General features: G+C 34.3%; 12 protein-coding genes and 1 pseudogene. 4 read left to right on the forward strand and 9 right to left on the reverse strand.

Annotated elements, in window-relative coordinates; translation table 11 throughout:
* Positions 1-36: 36 nt before the first annotated feature.
* The 6 genes from mutS to ON07_RS06085 all read right to left on the reverse strand — a co-directional run bounded on the left by mutS (position 37) and on the right by ON07_RS06085 (position 9,038).
* Positions 37-2,661 carry a DNA mismatch repair protein MutS gene (mutS, locus tag ON07_RS06060; protein ID WP_010229021.1) on the reverse strand — a complete coding sequence of 875 codons (2,625 nt, stop codon included), beginning with the start codon at positions 2,659-2,661 and terminating at the stop codon, positions 37-39.
* Positions 2,662-2,880: 219 nt separating this feature from the next.
* A complete protein-coding gene (locus tag ON07_RS06065; protein ID WP_010229022.1) occupies positions 2,881-3,651 on the reverse strand; it encodes a hypothetical protein in 771 nt (256 codons plus the stop codon).
* A 62-nt stretch (positions 3,652-3,713) separates the two neighbouring features.
* Positions 3,714-4,478, reverse strand: a complete 765-nt coding sequence (locus ON07_RS06070) for a hypothetical protein (protein ID WP_010229024.1) — start codon at positions 4,476-4,478, stop codon at positions 3,714-3,716.
* Positions 4,479-4,771: 293 nt separating this feature from the next.
* Positions 4,772-6,604 carry an ABC transporter ATP-binding protein gene (locus tag ON07_RS06075; protein WP_010229031.1) on the reverse strand — a complete coding sequence of 611 codons (1,833 nt, stop codon included), beginning with the start codon at positions 6,602-6,604 and terminating at the stop codon, positions 4,772-4,774.
* 66 nt (positions 6,605-6,670) lie between these two features.
* Complete coding sequence (locus ON07_RS06080; RefSeq protein WP_029331575.1) at positions 6,671-8,434, reverse strand: hypothetical protein; 1,764 nt, start codon at positions 8,432-8,434, stop codon at positions 6,671-6,673.
* On the reverse strand, positions 8,415-9,038 hold the full coding sequence (locus ON07_RS06085) for a hypothetical protein (RefSeq protein ID WP_155807149.1): 624 nt from the start codon (positions 9,036-9,038) through the stop codon (positions 8,415-8,417). The genes ON07_RS06080 and ON07_RS06085 overlap by 20 nt, the downstream gene beginning before the upstream one ends.
* 342 nt (positions 9,039-9,380) lie before the next feature.
* Here ON07_RS06085 and ON07_RS14705 point away from each other — a divergent pair.
* Positions 9,381-9,927, forward strand: a pseudogene (locus tag ON07_RS14705) (RNA methyltransferase).
* A 5-nt stretch (positions 9,928-9,932) separates the two neighbouring features.
* Here ON07_RS14705 and folK read toward each other — a convergent pair.
* Positions 9,933-11,081: a 2-amino-4-hydroxy-6-hydroxymethyldihydropteridine diphosphokinase gene (gene folK, locus ON07_RS06095; protein WP_010229033.1), complete on the reverse strand. Its 1,149-nt coding sequence runs from the start codon at positions 11,079-11,081 to the stop codon at positions 9,933-9,935.
* 437 nt (positions 11,082-11,518) lie between these two features.
* On the opposite strand from folK, the gene ON07_RS06100 reads away from it, so the two are divergent.
* The gene (locus ON07_RS06100; RefSeq protein ID WP_237708874.1) at positions 11,519-12,211 is read left to right on the forward strand and encodes a slipin family protein; all 693 of its coding nucleotides are present in this window, start codon (positions 11,519-11,521) and stop codon (positions 12,209-12,211) included.
* A 7-nt stretch (positions 12,212-12,218) separates the two neighbouring features.
* On the opposite strand, the gene ON07_RS06105 is transcribed toward ON07_RS06100, so the two are convergent.
* The gene (locus tag ON07_RS06105) at positions 12,219-12,680 is read right to left on the reverse strand and encodes a tRNA (cytidine(34)-2'-O)-methyltransferase (RefSeq protein WP_010229037.1); all 462 of its coding nucleotides are present in this window, start codon (positions 12,678-12,680) and stop codon (positions 12,219-12,221) included.
* A 231-nt stretch (positions 12,681-12,911) separates the two neighbouring features.
* Here ON07_RS06105 and ON07_RS06110 point away from each other — a divergent pair, with 231 nt between their 5' ends.
* Positions 12,912-15,590, forward strand: coding sequence for an AsmA family protein (locus ON07_RS06110; RefSeq protein ID WP_010229039.1), 2,679 nt, complete (start codon positions 12,912-12,914; stop codon positions 15,588-15,590).
* Between the two features lie 58 nt (positions 15,591-15,648).
* On the opposite strand, the gene ON07_RS06115 is transcribed toward ON07_RS06110, so the two are convergent.
* Entirely contained in the window at positions 15,649-16,443 is a 795-nt protein-coding gene (locus tag ON07_RS06115; protein ID WP_010229040.1) for a DUF2797 domain-containing protein, read from the reverse strand.
* A 119-nt stretch (positions 16,444-16,562) separates the two neighbouring features.
* On the opposite strand from ON07_RS06115, the gene ON07_RS06120 reads away from it, so the two are divergent.
* The coding region (locus tag ON07_RS06120) for a GH3 family domain-containing protein (RefSeq protein ID WP_010229041.1) at positions 16,563-17,354 on the forward strand (792 nt) is incomplete at its 3' end.

A 17,354-nucleotide genomic window follows, 5' to 3' on the forward strand; every position in this document is an offset into this window, starting at 1 on the left:
ATAATACCAAAGGATTTTTTAGAATATTTACCGTGTTTAAATATTCGCTTTTTGTTTCCCAGATAACATTCGCTTAATCTCGTTAAGCTTCATTAAAGCTTCAATTGGCGTAAGTGTATCAATATCAATATGCAACAACTCTTCTTTTAATTCTTGCAACAAAGGATCGTCCAAATTAAAAAAACTTAATTGCATTTCCTGTTCCGCAGAATTTTTTAAAATTTCTCCGGAATCTTCCATTTTATGGGATTTCTCTAACTTCTTTAAGATCTTATTCGCTCTACCTATCACCTGTTGTGGCATCCCTGCCATTTTTGCTACATGAATTCCAAAACTATGTGCACTTCCTCCGGGAATCAATTTCCGAAGAAATAAAACTGTATCCTTTAATTCTTTTACAGAGACATTATAATTCTTGATACGAGCAAAAGTATCGCCCATTTCGTTTAACTCATGGTAATGTGTTGCAAAAAGGGTCTTTGCATGCGTAGGGTGTTCATGTAGATATTCTGTAATGGCCCAGGCGATAGAAATTCCGTCATACGTACTTGTTCCTCTACCAATTTCATCTAATAGCACCAAACTGCGTTCAGAAAGGTTATTAAGAATACTAGCTGTCTCGTTCATTTCTACCATAAAAGTAGATTCGCCCATAGAGATGTTATCACTCGCTCCTACTCTGGTAAAAATTTTATCTACCAAACCTATTCTCGCACTTTCTGCCGGTACAAAACTTCCCATTTGTGCCAGTAGTACAATAAGCGCAGTTTGTCTTAAAATAGCCGATTTACCACTCATGTTGGGCCCTGTGATCATAATCACTTGCTGCGTTTCTCTATCTAAAAACACATCATTGGTAACATATTGTTCCCCATGTGGCAATTGCTTTTCTATAACAGGATGCCTTCCATTCTTAATATCCAGTTCGGTAGAATCATCGATTTCCGGCTTGTTGTAATTTTCCAAAATCGCTTGTTGTGCAAACGATGACAAACAATCTAACTGACCAATTAACCGCGCATTTTGCTGCACAGGGTTAATATAATCTCTTAACCAGTCTACCAAACCAGCAAACAATTCCTGTTCTAAATGCAAAATCTTCTCCTCTGCCCCAAGGATTTTACCTTCATATTCTTTTAATTCTTCAGTAATATACCGTTCGGCATTTACTAAAGTTTGCTTTCTGGTCCATTCCTCTGGCACCTTATCTTTATGGCTATTTCGAACTTCTATATAATACCCATATACATTATTGCTCCCTATTTTGAGAGATGTGATTCCTGTAGCTTTACACTCGCGATCCAACATATCATTTAAATAGCTCTTACCCGAAAAAGCTAAATTTCGAAGCTCATCTAACTCGGTATGATATCCCTTCGCGATGGTATTCCCTTTTACAATATTTACCGGAGCCTCTTCATGCAACATCGCACTGATCTTGGTTCTTAAAACCTCGCAACTTTGCAATTTATCACCAAGCACCTTTAAGGACTCTTCCTTAGAGTTCATCGCGAGCTCTTTTATAGGCAAAATGGCGTCCAGGGAATTATTTAAATGAATTACTTCCCGAGGACATATCTTACCAGTCGCAACTTTAGAAATTAGGCGTTCTAGATCGCTAATTCTTTTTATTTGTTTCTGAAGTTGTTCTAGCTCCGTTTTATTCTGAATAAAATAACTTACCACCTGATGCCTCGCTTTAATCTTTTCGGCATTTTTAAGTGGAAGCGCAAGCCAACGTTTCATCATCCTTCCGCCCATAGGAGAAATCGTCTTATCGATGATCTCCAAAAGCGTTACTGCGTTTTGAGCATTGGAATTATACAACTCGAGATTTCGAATGGTAAACCGATCCATCCACACATATTCTTCTTCAGCAATTCTATTCAAGGAAGCGATATGCTGCAATTTATGATGTTGCGTTTCCCCTAAATAATACAAGATAGCACCTGAAGCAATAATCCCTTCCTCTAAATGATCTACGCCGAAGCCTTTTAAGGACTTGGTTTTAAAATGCTCATTTAAAGATTCGTATGCATAGTCCAATTTAAAGACCCAATCTTCCAGGTAAAAACAGTGGAAACTATCTCCAAAGGTTTTGGTGAATTCCTTTTTATAATTCTTCTGAATTAACACTTCACTAGGTCCAAAATTCTGAAGTAGCTTATCTATATATTCCGCAGAACCTTGCGCAGTTAAAAATTCCCCGGTTGAAACATCCAGAAAAGAAATTCCCATAGTCTTCTTTCCGTAGTGTACCGCACATAAGAAATTATTAGTCTTACTATTTAACACCTCATCATTCATAGCAACACCCGGAGTAACTAATTCGGTAACTCCTCTCTTTACAATAGTTTTGGTGAGTTTAGGATCTTCTAATTGATCACAAATAGCAACCCGTAAACCGGCTTTCACCAATTTAGGCAAATACGTATTCAAGGCATGGTGCGGAAATCCCGCCAAAGCAGTTTCCGTTTCACTCCCATTTCCCCTTTTGGTAAGAACAATGTTTAGAATTCTCGCAGTTTTAATGGCATCTTCTCCAAAGGTTTCATAAAAATCTCCTATTCTAAATAATAATAACGCATCAGGATATTTCACCTTGATGGAGTTATATTGTTTCATTAACGGAGTGGTCTGCTTAGGTTTTTTGGCTGCCAAAAGATTTCAATTTAATTCTTGCTAAAATACTTAATCCTTAAGGCTAACTGAAATTTAAAAACAAGCATTTATCCAAAATTATCCACAACTAATTTTCAGAAAGAATTTTAGGAAAAATGCTATTTGCTACAAATTATAAGTAGGTTCAAAATGTGTTTTCACATAAAACCTCCAACTTCATATAACTGAAATTGGAGGTTTTATTGGCTAATAAACAATCTAATTCCCTTGTCTATCTGCAGATTTTATCATTCCGGATAATCCACTTAATTCCGGTTCAAAATGCCATATTTCAGAGTATTTTCCCTGGGTTACATTTTCCCAATCTTTAAGAAAGGTATCAAAACTACCTGCTCCATGAACTTCATTATATTTATCGGCAAACTTCCAGTCCTCTCCCATCCATGCCGATTTTTCGAAAAATGAAATAAAAGCGATATCATTTCCATCCTTGCTGTTTGGCAATTCATTTGTATAAATACCGAACGTTTCCTCAGGAAATTTATCTGTCATCACTTTTTTTATTTTTTCTAACAAAGCCATTGCTTTTTGTCCTTGAAATGGCTTCACATCATAATAATCTACTAACAATTTATTGATTGTAAAATCTTTCGGAAAATTCGAAAGTCCAGTCTCAAATTTCATATAAACCTGATCTGTCTCTGGAAGCATATAAGGGAGAACATTAGAGTTCCAATCTTCATCATGTCCTTCTTTTTCAGGTCTGGTATCAAATGCGCTCCAAGGCAAAGGTCCCATGACCCATTGATACTTCCCTGTATTGGCTCCGTTTCCAATCCAATAAACTCTAGCCCCATATTGTCCATCTTTATGGTATTTTTTATTGTGGGCTGCAAGACCAGATTCAAATTGAGAGATCTTATCCAACTTTGGAGACAACATCCCTAATTCAAATACCATATAGTCATTTCCATTTTGAGATATTGCTAAAAAAGGAAGTAGTAATATCCAGTAAAAAATCTTTTTCATAATTAATAGTTTGATGGTTAGTGTAGGTTATGAAATAAAGATTTGAGCAGATTTAAAAATAATTATTTGGAAGCTACATAGGATAGCTCTGGTCTCATCCATCCTCGTATCGTTTCGGTTTTTAAAAGAATTTTATTTAAGTTCCCAAATAACTCTTCTGCCTTGGAACCCATCGCTTTTCTAGCTTCTTCACTTTTACGTTCCATATCCATAGCGTCTTTTGCAGCTACAGCAACCAAAAAGTAGGTACCATCTGTTCCTAACCCACTCCTGTATAATCTATAATGCATGCCCATGTTATTATCTGAATAGAATTTCTTAAAAGCTTTAGCTACTTCCACGGCTTTATCCATATCTGCCGGAGCAAAATAATACTTGGTGTTTTCTCTATAATTCTCCCCTTCGATAATGGTTTTCATACCATCCGGCATATAGCTTAACTCCTTATCTAGCGATAATATGTAATCTGTGTGCTTTTCGTAACATTTATCAAATTCCTTAAATACTTTTCCAAATTCTTCAGCACCAACTTTATCTCTAAGCGAGGCCATTGGGTTTTCATCGAGTTCAGAAAAACTGTTTAGAGCAGAAATGTAGTGATATTCATTATTCTCTGTGGTTAAGGTCATCCAATCCTGATCGTAATCATTGTCTTTACACATTTTCACAAATTTAGCAGCAGTCTTCTCATATTCCCCTTGCATCGATGGTTTTACAGGATCCATATGAATCAAGTATCTCTGATACCTGGACTCCTCTTGAGATTGCATGTTGAAAGCAAACAAACAACAGCACATTGTTAAGGCAAAAAATTTAATGGTTTTCATAATCTCTGAATTTTAGTTGGTTAATTAATTATAATAAAATGCCGATTCAGATTTTAAAATCAAGAATCAGTGCTAATTTTTAAAACTAAAATGTGGGGATTATTCCCGTGTATCACGGAAAACAATTTTGGGATATGTGCGGGGGAAATGGAGTATAAAAAACAAAAATCTTATTTATCACTAATAAGATGCTCTAAGTTATTAAAAATATGTTAAATAACTAATGATTATCAATAAATTTTAAGTTGAAATAAAATATTTCACAACTTTCGTTTAGATAGTTTAAGAATTTATTATTGGTAGCCGGCTGCTTGAAGATTGAATAACTCAGTATATAATTTGTTGTTCTCCATTAATTCCTGATGCGTTCCAATTTCTAAAACGGTTCCATCTTTTAATACCATAATACGATCTGCAATTCGAACGGTACTAAATCTGTGCGATATGATTACCGCTGTTTTTCCTTCGGTTAATTTTATAAATCTGTCGAAAGCTTCAGTCTCTGCTCTTGCATCTAATGCTGAGGTTGGTTCATCCAGCACCAACACCTCTGCATCTTTCATATATGCTCTCGCAATAGCTATTTTTTGCCACTGTCCGCCGGAAAGGTCTTTTCCATTCTTAAATCGCTTTCCTAATTGCTGATCATAACCTCCAGGCAACTCAGATACCACCTTATTGGCAAGACTTTTATCGGCAGCCTTATCTATTCTGGACTGATTTCCAATCTCCTCTATTTCGCCCATCGCAATATTCTCACGTAAGGTTAATTCGAATTTCACAAAATCTTGAAAAATGACCCCGAAATATTGCTGATATTGAAGCTGATTATATTTCTTAATCGGAACTCCATCCAGTAATATCTCTCCTTCGGTAGGCTCGTAAAACTGAAGCAATAATTTGATAAGTGTAGTTTTTCCTGCGCCATTTTCTCCAACAAAGGCTAACTTCTCACCAGCTTTCAATTCAAAATTGACATTTCTTATCACCCAACGCTCAGATTTAGGATATTTAAATCCTACGTTTTTAAACGTGAATCCTTGTTGAATGCTTTTTGGTAAGGAAAGTCCGGTTACCTCCTCAGATCTGTCGAATTTAAGATCTAAAAATTCAAAATAGTCTTGTAGATATAAGGCACTTTCTGTAATCGCCGTAAACCTAGTAAAGAAACCTTGCAATTTTGTTTGCAATCTATTGAAGGATCCTGAAAGAAAAGTTAGATCTCCCAAACTAAATACACCAACCACGGTTCTAAAAACAATTAAAACAAAAGCGCCATAATATGCTCCCGTTCCAATCACATTAAAAAATGAGCCCCATGCAGCACGTTGTTTTGCAAGCTGTTTACTTTCTTTATAATATTTATTCGAAAGATTTTGAAATCTAGTTGCAAGATAATCTGAGAGCCCGAATAATTTCACCTCTTTAGCAGTAACATCACTAGCTCCTGCATACCTTAGATAATCTAGCTCTCTACGTTCCTGAGTCCAACTCCTAGCCAGAGAATAACTGGTACCGCTAAATTTTATTTCGTTTATAATGGTTGGAACTATGGAAACAATAAGAAGAATTATCAACCAAGGTTCAAAAGCAACCACCCCAGCCATTAATGATACAATTACAATGACATCCTGTCCTTGAGTTAAAATATTAGACATGAGACCTACCCTTCCGGTAGTTTGTTGCCTAGCTCGCTCTAGTTTGTCATAGAATTCTGAATCTTCTAATTGATCCAGATTTATTTCAGATGTTTTTTTGATGATCCTTACAGAGGTATCAATAGAATATTGATCTCCTAAAAGCGCATCGGTAAGTGCGATTGCTCTGGATAGTAGATCTGAAAGTATTGCCAGCCCAAACTCAATTCCCACAAATAACCAAAGTCGCTCATAGTCTTTAGTTTCCGCAGCAATTTGAAGCACGACCTCATCTACAATGATTTTTCCAATCCATAATAATACTACCGGTAAAATTGCATTTATAATTCTGCTAGAAACATTTGCGTAGAACAACAAGGGATTCACCCGTCGTATTTCCTTAAAAAAGCGAGGCACGAACTTTAAAGAAGCAAAACTTTCTTTAAAATTGATCTTTTGAGGTTTTAAGGTTCTTTGAGGTCTAGACAAAAGTGAGCTTTAAAGAATTTATTTTTTTTCTAATTTAAAGAGATTTCCTGACTCCCTGAAATTAAACTACCATTCTCCCCCCATCCCTTCATAGTAAAAAATAAGATTTTTGATACCTGTATTAAATATACGAAAATTGATCTTTTTATTAGCCTCTAATGTTACATCAGAATCCCAATGAATTATGCCATATTTTTTAAAGGCAGGGTTTTCAAAAACTCTATACTTAGGCGTATAAAATTTTTTAGAGGGCTCAAATCCGTTTTCAACTATATATTCTGATGATTGCTCTGGCCTACTATTTTTACTTTTATAATTATCACGTTTGGAATACAAACGGATTACTCCACCAGCTCCTCTTGTTCCTTCTGAAGCACCCGATTTTTGAAAATAATAACTTTCAAAGTCTGAAGTTGGGGCATTATAAAGTACATCAAAGTCACTCAACCTTTGATCATCTAGATAGATAATTGGTTCTGGGAAAGTTAATGCTGCATTGCCAATTAGAGACTGAACAGTTTTCACTCTAATACTTACCCTGTCAAATTGTTTAGCACCGAGTCCAACTCTCACATCGTATCCTCTAGATTTAATTATATCTGTGATAAATTGAAAATTAAAAGCAATTTCCTCTGTTATCTCTGTTACCTTATTTTTCAAATATGATGCTATATAAATATTAGATTCAGCTTTCTTCTTTCTATTACCAATTAAAAGAACCTCCCCTAGCTCTACAGCTCCTTCGTCTATAAAATCATCTACATTATAACTCACTAAATCTTCCTTAATCTTAATTGTAGTAATTGTAGAATAGTTAGTTTCCAATATGTCTTCTGCAAATTCAGCCTGTGTATTTACATACAATTTAGGTTTCAATAGTTTATTATTTTTATTTAAAAGTGAAATATTTAAACTTTCCCCCTTTGTTAGAATTAAATTAGATATTTCAAAATTGTTTTGCATTATACTCGAAATAGTTGAGGCATGATACTTAGTGGGGAAAAGAATAACTTTATCATCTATATCTACTTTCATATTAATCCTTCCTTTGACATCTAGACCTTGTTCAAATTCATATTTTTCTATTGGAGGTGAATTAAGGTTTTTCCATTCATAACGGCTCCAACCTTGAGTGAGTAGTAGTAAATCCAACTCCTTAGCTTTACTTTCATCAAAATCAGTAAAATAAAAAGCTGGATTCTCAATATTACCCTTCACATAGGGTTTCAAATTAAAGGTGCTCAGTATATTTTGATTTTGCATATATGCATAAGTCTCTGAAGGCAAAACCGAAAAACTCAAATTCATTGAACCATTAAATTTTTTCTTCAAATCAATTTCAAAAACTAAGGAATCTAATTCGTTTTTCTTGAACTCAATATTCACTTTTGGTGAAGTATGATTAATGTAATTAAAATACAATCTCTCTAATATAGGATTGTTCTTATCATCTATTAGTGTAATAATATTCATACCATCTAACAAAAAATCTTTTTTAATAACAATTGCGTAAGTAGTATCAACATTATTAAATTTTATATCTATTTTTTTTAATAATCCATCTCTATGAATAAGTAGTTCAAATTCTTTGTTTGCTAATTTATTTAAGGATTTTTTATTAGTAGTGAGAAATAAAATTATTTCTTTACTGTTTTTTTGCTCTAATCCTACGGTCACTCCTTCAAGTAAAAATTTCGGTAATTTATATTTTTCTTTAGTTCCGTTTTTGAAAAAAATTTCAGCGTAATAATTCATCCCATCTCTGGGTTTATATAAAAATTTACTTAATCCATATTTTGTTGTAGAAAATTCAGTTATTTTTTTTTCCATCTTTATCTCTAACCTCTCCCTTAATAATATTGACACCAAGACCTTTACTATTAATTACTTTAACACCAATAGTATTAATCGTGTTTACTATTATGTTTCCTCCTTCAGGTAGAAATTGAACGTCATGATCTATTGATTTATTTGGAGGTGAAACGCGAACATTACTTTTAAGCACATGAATTTCTTGGGTGAATGAATCATCCTCTTTAAAATTCTTCATCCAATTGGTGTATGCCTTTAAATAATATTTTCCCGCCCTGAATGAACTATCAATTTCAATACTGCCGGATCCATATCCATTATTTATATAAACTAATTGCTTCTCTACATGCTTTCCAAGGCTATCATACATTACAATATTTAAATTGGCTGTTTCTAGAAATGGAATATTGTTTTTTCTATCATAAACATATGCCTTAAACCAAACCTGCTCGCCTGGAATAAAAGAAGTTTTATTTAAGTGTAAATAAACTGATTCCCTTAAAGATTCAAAATAATTAATTAATTTATCATCCGCTAGATTATCAGTTGAAGTGCTTTGAGCAGAAAGATTATATGTCAAAAAGAAAAACAAAACGAAGAAAATAAAATGATATTTTTTCAAAACTTTGGAATTGAGGGTTTTATTCATCTCTTAAATATCAACTTTTTTTAACTAAATAGTAATCTAAAAAAAAAATATCATAATTGAAGAGAATAGTATGCCCAATGTTTAATTATAAATTAAACTTATAATCCTCGAGAACTGAGGCACGAACTTTAAAGAAGCAAAACTTTCTTTAAAATTGATCTTTTGAGGTTTTAATGATCTTTGAGGTCTTGGCAAAAGCTATCATTTTATAAGTAAGCAAGATAATCAGGAAATATGAAATTAAGAAGCAAACCAGCTTAAGTATTTCCTTTTAACAACTTCAAAATTGCTTGTAAAGTTTCATATTTTTGCGGCATGGTGGAGAACAGAAAATTAAAGAATAGCGAGTTAGACAGAAAGACAATTTCAGAATTTAAAGAAGCAACCAAAACGCCTCTTATCGTAATTCTGGATAATATTAGGAGCCTTAATAATATAGGCTCTGTATTTCGAACTGCCGATGCTTTTTTTAATCAAGAAGGTTTATTTATGTGGAATCACTGCTACTCCACCACATAAAGACATTCAAAAAACCGCCTTAGGCGCAACAGAAACGGTGGATTGGGAATATGCAGAAGATACTATCTCGCTTATCAACCAACTTAAAGAGAAGCAGATTGAAGTTCTAGCGATCGAGCAGGCAGAAGGCGCTATCATGCTAAATGATTTTAAACCGGACAACGATAAAACCTACGCGGTAGTTTTTGGGAATGAAGTAAAAGGGGTACAGCAAGAAGTGGTTTCTGCGAGTGATGCAATAATTGAAATCCCTCAACTAGGCAGCAAACATTCCTTAAATATCGCGGTAAGCACAGGAGTTGTTTTGTGGGATCTTTATAGTAAAATCTCTTCTGAAAAATAATTCGTTTAACCCGAAATTCCAGACACAGCTTCTTCAATCTTTTCCAAAATATACAAATAATCGCTGCGATTGTTCACAAAATCCAGCTCCGAAATATCGATGATTTTCACCTTAATATTGGACTGTGATTTAATAAAGGATAAATAGCTTTTATTGATCTCCATTAAATATTCGGGCTGAATATTCTGTTCGTAATCCCTACCCCGACTTTTAATATTTTCCAGTAAGCGCTCTGTATTCTGATATAAATAAATATAAAGATCCGGCTTGATTAATTCTTTATACATGATTCTGAAGAGCTTATCGTACAAAGCATATTCGTCTTCCTGAAGCGTAATCTTAGCGAAGATCAAGGATTTAAACACATCGTAATCTGAAACGATAAAATCTGCAAAGAGATCGTATTGGGCCAGATCATCTGAAAGTTGCTGATAACGATCGGCTAGAAAAGACATTTCCAAAGGGAAGGCGTACCTATTCTTATCTTCATAAAATTTAGGCAAAAATGGATTGTCTTTGAAACGTTCCAATATCAATTTCGCATTAAAATCCTGCGAGATCATGGTAGATAAACTTGTTTTTCCGGCTCCTATATTTCCTTCAATAGCGATATAATTGTAATTTATAAAGCTATATTTCTTGGAAGGAGAAGCTATATTCTCCGGATAAACCTCAATTGAAGAATCATCCTGTAATCGCTCTTTCAAATTAAAGACCGAAGTTTTTAAAATGGGATGTATTTCTTTCCCCGCAATATCAGCCAATGGAAATAACACAAATTTCCTGTTTTGCATCTCCGGATGCGGAACTTTTAAAGTAGCAGACTCTATAATTTCATTCTGAACAAATACAATATCCAAATCTATTTTCCTACTCGAATATCCTTCAGTATTTGTTCTAAGCCTCCCTAAACTGTTTTCGATATCCAGTAGTTTTCGCAAAACCTCTTCCGCAGAAAATCTTGAGGAGACAGATACACACGCATTCAAAAAAGCATTGCCTTGAAAACCCCAGGCAGGAGTTTCATAAACTTTAGAAATCGCGCCTACTTCACCAATTTCAGCATAAATTTTATCTACTGCTTGCTGCAATAGTTGCATTCTATTGCCAACATTGCTGCCTAACGCGATATAATATAAAGTTGGAGGATTCAAACTTAAAATTGAGGGTTTAAGAAGGGAGTTATTAAATTTCTCAGCAAATTAAGTAAAACAAATCAACATAAACTCAACTTTATGGGAGAGAGCTTAGAAAAAAAAATGCTTGTAGGTAAAACTCGGTATTCAAATCTAGATGCTAAATTCTTAGAATTTAAAAAATCTAATTGGCGTACACACTTTTCATCTTGCATTCTGGGCTATTTATGCTTAAATTTATAAAGAATTCTTATTTTCCCTACCAAGTTTTTAGTGGCGCTAGTATTGATTATATTCTGAAATAAACGATCCTACAAATTTCAAATACCATAGCGACCTAAAATCCTGTTTTAATGAATTGGAGTTATTGTACTAACCTAATTCTGCAATTATGACACCGTCCATCTTTTTCTCAATTCTATTCTTTCTTTTTTTTATTAAGTGGAATCCGGATTATTTTTGAATATAAAAGAGCCCTAAAATTTAGATTCGGGAAATATATAAAAATCCTAAGTCCGGGTTTTAAATGGATTATTCCTTTGGTTGAAACCATTCAAATAGTAGATATTCGGGTGATAACGATAAATATTCTCTCCCAAGAAGTGATGACAGAAGACAATGTACCCTGTAGTATTGACGGGGTGGTTTTCTTTAGAATTCTTGATCCAGAAAAGGCTGTCTTACAAGTAGAAGAGTACAATTATGCCATTACACAATTGTCTCAAGCTGCATTAAGAGATGTATGCGGGAAGGTTGAATTAGACACCATTCTTTCTAAACGAGAGGAAATGGGTAAGAATATCAAGGCGATTGTGGAAGAAGAAACTCGCGAGTGGGGAATTGAAATTATTGGAATGAAAATAAAAGACATCCAATTGCCAGAAAACATGAAACGAATGATGGCAGGACAAGCAGAAGCAGAGCGCTCCAGAAGGGCTCAAATAATTCTCGCTTTGGCAGAAGAGCAAGCAGCAGGTAAATTATTGGAAGCCGGAAAATTAATAGATGAATCTCCTTCTGCCATTAAATTAAGACTCTACCAAACCTTATCCAATATCGCGGCAGAGAAAAACTCAACCATAGTTTTCCCATTCCCGGAAGAAGTGCTCTCAAAAAACAATAAAAAACCCTCTAGGGATCAGGAATAATAAGAGCTCAACTCTTCGGTCTCAATTTCCTTATTCCTTCATACACCACCACACTTACCGCGTTGGCAAGATTTAAGCTTCTAATATGTTCACTGAAAATTGGAATTTTATAGAGCCTTTCACTGTTCGCTTCAGTTATCTCTGAAGACAAGCCAACAGATTCCTTTCCAAAAACCAGGAACATTTCATCTGTGAACTCTATATCGTAATACTCCTTATTCCCATGACTAGAGAAAAATACCATTTTCTTATCCTTATTCAATTCGAAGAATTCCTCCACATTCTCGTAGGTCTTTAAATTAATATGTTGCCAATAATCTAGTCCCGCACGCTTTACTCGTTTATCGTCTAGCTCGAAACCGAAAGGCTTTACCAAATGCAGAGTTGAGCCCGATGCCAAACTTAAACGCCCAATATTTCCTGTATTCATTGGTATTTCCGGCTCTATTAGTACAATATTATAACCCATTTTTCACTTCTTTGATTAAATCTGAATACCACTCTTCAACAACTACCAATACTAGGTTTCATTATTTTCACAACAAATTAAGTAAAAGGAAATTACATACTCTTAACTTTGTTAGCTGGAGTTTAAAACAAAATCGATAAATATTATATCCGCGAAAATTAAATGGCGCAAAGATTGTGTTAATTTTCAGTGATATTTTCGATTTAAAATTTCATTTAGAATTTAAAAATTATGAAAAAAGCATTTAAAATTATTGGATTCACATTGTTGGTGATAATAGTACTCCTAGTCACTGCTCCTTTTATATTTGAAGCACAATTAAAAGACATGGTTAAAAAGACCATCAATAAAAATGTGAATGCTAATGTGGAATTTAGCGATTTGAATCTTACTTTATTTAGAAGTTTTCCGCAGGCAACTTTAGTTTTAAAAGACCTTAGCATTATTAATAAAGCGCCTTTTGCCGGCGACACACTTGCTGTTTCTGAAGAATTGCTTTTAGAAATGTCCATAAAAGAACTTTTTAAAGGTAGCGATGAACCAAAAAAAATAGATGAATTAATCCTGAACAACGCGTATGTAAACATCAAGGTAGATTCCTTAGGAAATAATAATTATGACATCGCAATTATAGATTCTACTAGTACCAAACAAGATACGACTTCTAATCCTTTTAGTCTAGACCTTAAACATTACGAGATTAATAATTCCCGACTTAAGTATGTGGACGAAGGGAATAAAATGGCTTTAAGTCTAGAGAATCTTAATCATCAAGGAACTGGAGATTTTTCTTTGGCACAATCTGAATTAGATACTGAAACGAATTCCCTTATTTCATTAGATTATGACGGAACCAATTATTTAAATAAGAATAAATTGGCTCTAAGTGCAGTGATCCAAATGGACTTGGATAATATGAAATATACCTTTTTAGAAAATCAAGCTACCCTAAATCAGTTGCCCTTAACCTTTGATGGTTACGTAAAAGTGAATGAAGACAACAACGAAATAGATCTTTCCTTTAAAACTCCATCCTCATCCTTTAAAAACTTCCTGGCTGTAATTCCAGCAATCTATGCGAAGAATATTGAAGATGTAGATACCAACGGTGATTTTGTTGTTAATGGTGAAATAAAAGGGATTGTAGATGACACTTATATCCCAAAAATGGATATAAAAATAAGCTCTAATAATGCCTCTTTTAAATATCCAAACCTCCCAAAAGGAGTAGATGACATCAATTTGGATGTTGCAATTATCAACGAAACAGGTCTTTTAGATGACACTTTTCTGGATATTAATAAAATGAGTTTTAGGATAGATCAAGACTCTTTTAGTGGGAACGGAAAGATAAAAAACCTTACCGGCAACATGCTGGTAGATCTTGCCGTGAAAGGAACTATAAATTTAGCGAATCTAGAAAAAGCATATCCTTTAGAAATGCAACAGGATTTAAATGGAATTTTAACAGCCGATCTTAAAACATCTTTTGATATGAATTCTATTGAAAAAGAACAATATCAGAACGTGAATAGCAGCGGGGTGGCGAGTATTAAAAACTTCTCTTATAAAACTCCGGAAATCCCGAATGAAGTAAAAATTGCTTCAGCTAATTTTAAGTTTAACCAAGGAAATGTGCAGGTTTCAGAATTGATGCTTACAAGTGGAAAAACAGATCTCAATGCAACGGGTTCTATTCAGAACTTAATGGGATATTTATTCACAGACCAACAGCTAAAAGGAAATTTCCAGGTGAAATCCAACACTTTTTCTGTAAACGACTTTATGATCGCAGAAACTAAAACTGTCGAAAAAATAGATAAAGAAGGAGTTCCTACCGAAAAGCCTAAAGTGGTTACCACAGGGAAAGAAGCTATTAAAATCCCTTCTTTCTTAGATGCCACTTTGGTATTCAACGCAAATACGGTATTGTATGATAATTTGGAGCTAAAGAATGTGGTTGGTACGATGGTGATTAAAGATGAAACTGCAACCCTTCAAAATGTGTCAACCAATATTTTTGACGGTTCGATCGCTTTGAGCGGAAATGTTTCAACTAAAAATGCTGTCCCAACTTTTTCTATGAATATGGGGTTAAACGCATTGGATATTTCTAAATCTTTTGCTGGTTTGGAATTATTGCAAGGCCTTGCTCCTATTGCAAAGGCATTACAGGGAAAACTGCAAACAGAATTAAATCTTTCTGGAAATTTAAATGAAGATTTCACGCCACAACTTTCCAGTCTTGCCGGGCAAGCTTTGGCTCAAATATTAACTGCGAAAGTAAATCCTGAACAATTGGCATTACTTTCAAAACTAGATGAGAAATTAGGGTTTATAAATTTTAACGATATCAATCTGGATAATTTAAAAGGAAAACTGACATTTAATGATGGGAATGTAGCGGTGGCGCCATTCGATTTTGATGTAAAGGGGATAAAAGTAACAGTTGCGGGAAATCATAGTTTCGATAATATTATGGATTATAACCTTACCCTGAATGTACCTGCAAAAATGTTAGGTAGTGAGATTGGTAATACCTTATCTAAATTGAGCGCACAAGACCTTGAAAACATGACTGTCGCTTTACCTATTGGATTAAAGGGAAATTTCCAAAGTCCGCAAATCAATCTAAATATGCAACAAGCCGTTAGCGGGCTTACACAACAAATTATAGCGCAGCAAAAAAAGGAACTTACCAATAAGGGAATAGACGCTTTGGGCAATATTCTTACAGGCCAAAACAAACAAACTCCAAAAACCGTAGATTCTACAGGAACGCCGGTACTTACTCCAAAAGATACTGTGAGAACTCAGCAGCAGCAACAAGTTAAAGACGTAGCAAAAGATATTTTAGGTGGATTTTTAAATAAAAAACCTAAGAAGGTGGATACTACGAAGGTGAATTAAATTTATCCCCTCCTTAATCCTCCCCGAAGGGAGGAATTTAAGAATTAATTTTTAAAGACTATAGTATTGACAGCTCCACCACAAACCCCTCATGACTTCGAACATTAAAAACAGTTCCATCTTCAAATAATAAATATTGACCTTTGATGCCTTTTAGGACTCCTTCATAGAAAGGGGCTTTCGTAAGATTTAGACTTTTCACTTTTTTAAGATATTGTAGCACCGGGAAATGAATTTCCGTTTCTTTCTTATTTGCCAAAAAATATTGCATTGCCTCTTCCGGAATATATTGCTTCAATTTTTCGCGTTCTTCAGCTAAATCCAAATCTTTAATATCATTGGTGAGCATTTTTCGCCAATTGGTTTTATCTGCCACATACGGTTTAAGTGCTACCTCGGTTATTCCAGCCAAATACCTATTCGGCACTTCCACAATCTCAATTGCTTCATGAGCGCCTTGATCTATCCACCTTGTTGGAACTTGTGTTTTTCGGGTAACCCCTACTTTTACATTGCTGGAATTTGCAAGATATACGATATGTGGCTTTAATTGCACCTGCTTTTCATAGTCCAAGTCTCGATCTTCTTCATCCAAATGCGCTTTACTCAACTCCGGATTCATAATCCAATCTCCCGCTTGAGGGATGGATGAATAACAATCGTAACAAAATCCCTGAGCAAATACTTTTTTCTCCAAGCCACAATTCAAACATTGATATCTTAAAAAATTAATACTGATTCGCTTGTTCAAAATCTGATTAACATTCAGAAAATCAGACTCAAATACCAAGTAATATTCTACTACTTTTTCTAATTCGGTTTTCATTTTAGTTAGAACACCTTCGTATCTCATGCTATTTTGTTTTAATTTTATAGAAAATGGGTATTGTAAGCTAACAGATTAGTTTTAATTTTATCCATTATACTGTATATTACCAAGCGTTTTTAATCAGGTTTAAAGATAAAAGAATAATGCCAATTCCACTAGTAAACTCTATCGCCTCTTGGTTTTTGAAGAAGCGCATCCATCAAATGGAGTTGTTTATGAAGTATCCTAATGAAGTTCAGCAAGAACTTTTAAGATCGCTCATAAGCACGGCTAAACATACAGAAATTGGTAAAAAATACAATTTTTCAGAAATCATAAACTACCAAACTTTTGCTGAGCGAGTGCCGATTCATTCTTATGAAGAGTATGAACCCTCTATAGAACGCAGCAGAAGAGGCGAAAACAATATTTTTTGGCCTAGACCTATTAAATGGTTTGCAAAATCCAGTGGGACAACCAATGCAAAAAGCAAATTTATTCCCGTAAGTGAGGATTCTTTAGAGGATTGTCATTATGCTGCCGGGAAAGATTTATTATGCATGTACCTTAACAATAATCCGCAATCTCAATTATTTACAGGAAAAAGTTTGCGTTTAGGCGGAAGCAAAGAAATTTACAGAAATAATGGTACTTCTTATGGAGACCTTTCGGCTATTCTTATTGAAAACATGCCTTTTTGGGCGGAATTTAGCAGTACACCTAGCAGCGAAGTTTCTTTAATGAACGATTGGGAGATCAAAATGCAGGCGATCGTAAATGAAACCATCAAGGAAAAAGTAACCAGCCTTGCGGGAGTTCCCTCTTGGATGTTGGTATTATTAAACAATGTTTTGGATACTAGTAAAAAGGAAGACTTATTTCAAGTTTGGCAAAACCTGGAAGTTTATTTTCATGGAGGTGTGAATTTTCAGCCCTATGCAGACCAGTATAAAAAA

The sequence above is a fragment of the Gillisia marina genome, assembly GCF_000258765.1.
In the GTDB taxonomy this organism is placed as follows: domain Bacteria; phylum Bacteroidota; class Bacteroidia; order Flavobacteriales; family Flavobacteriaceae; genus Gillisia; species Gillisia marina.

Bases quoted from the DNA above. Each gene is read 5' to 3' on its own strand.
- ON07_RS06115 (WP_010229040.1), bottom strand. From the start codon at position 16,443: ATGAGATACGAAGGTGTTCTAACTAAAATGAAAACCGAATTAGAAAAA.
- ON07_RS06080 (WP_029331575.1), bottom strand. From the start codon at position 8,434: ATGGAAAAAAAAATAACTGAATTTTCTACAACAAAATATGGATTAAGT.
- ON07_RS06070 (WP_010229024.1), bottom strand. From the start codon at position 4,478: ATGAAAACCATTAAATTTTTTGCCTTAACAATGTGCTGTTGTTTGTTT.
- ON07_RS06110 (WP_010229039.1), top strand. From the start codon at position 12,912: ATGAAAAAAGCATTTAAAATTATTGGATTCACATTGTTGGTGATAATA.
- ON07_RS06105 (WP_010229037.1), bottom strand. From the start codon at position 12,680: ATGGGTTATAATATTGTACTAATAGAGCCGGAAATACCAATGAATACA.
- ON07_RS06065 (WP_010229022.1), bottom strand. From the start codon at position 3,651: ATGAAAAAGATTTTTTACTGGATATTACTACTTCCTTTTTTAGCAATA.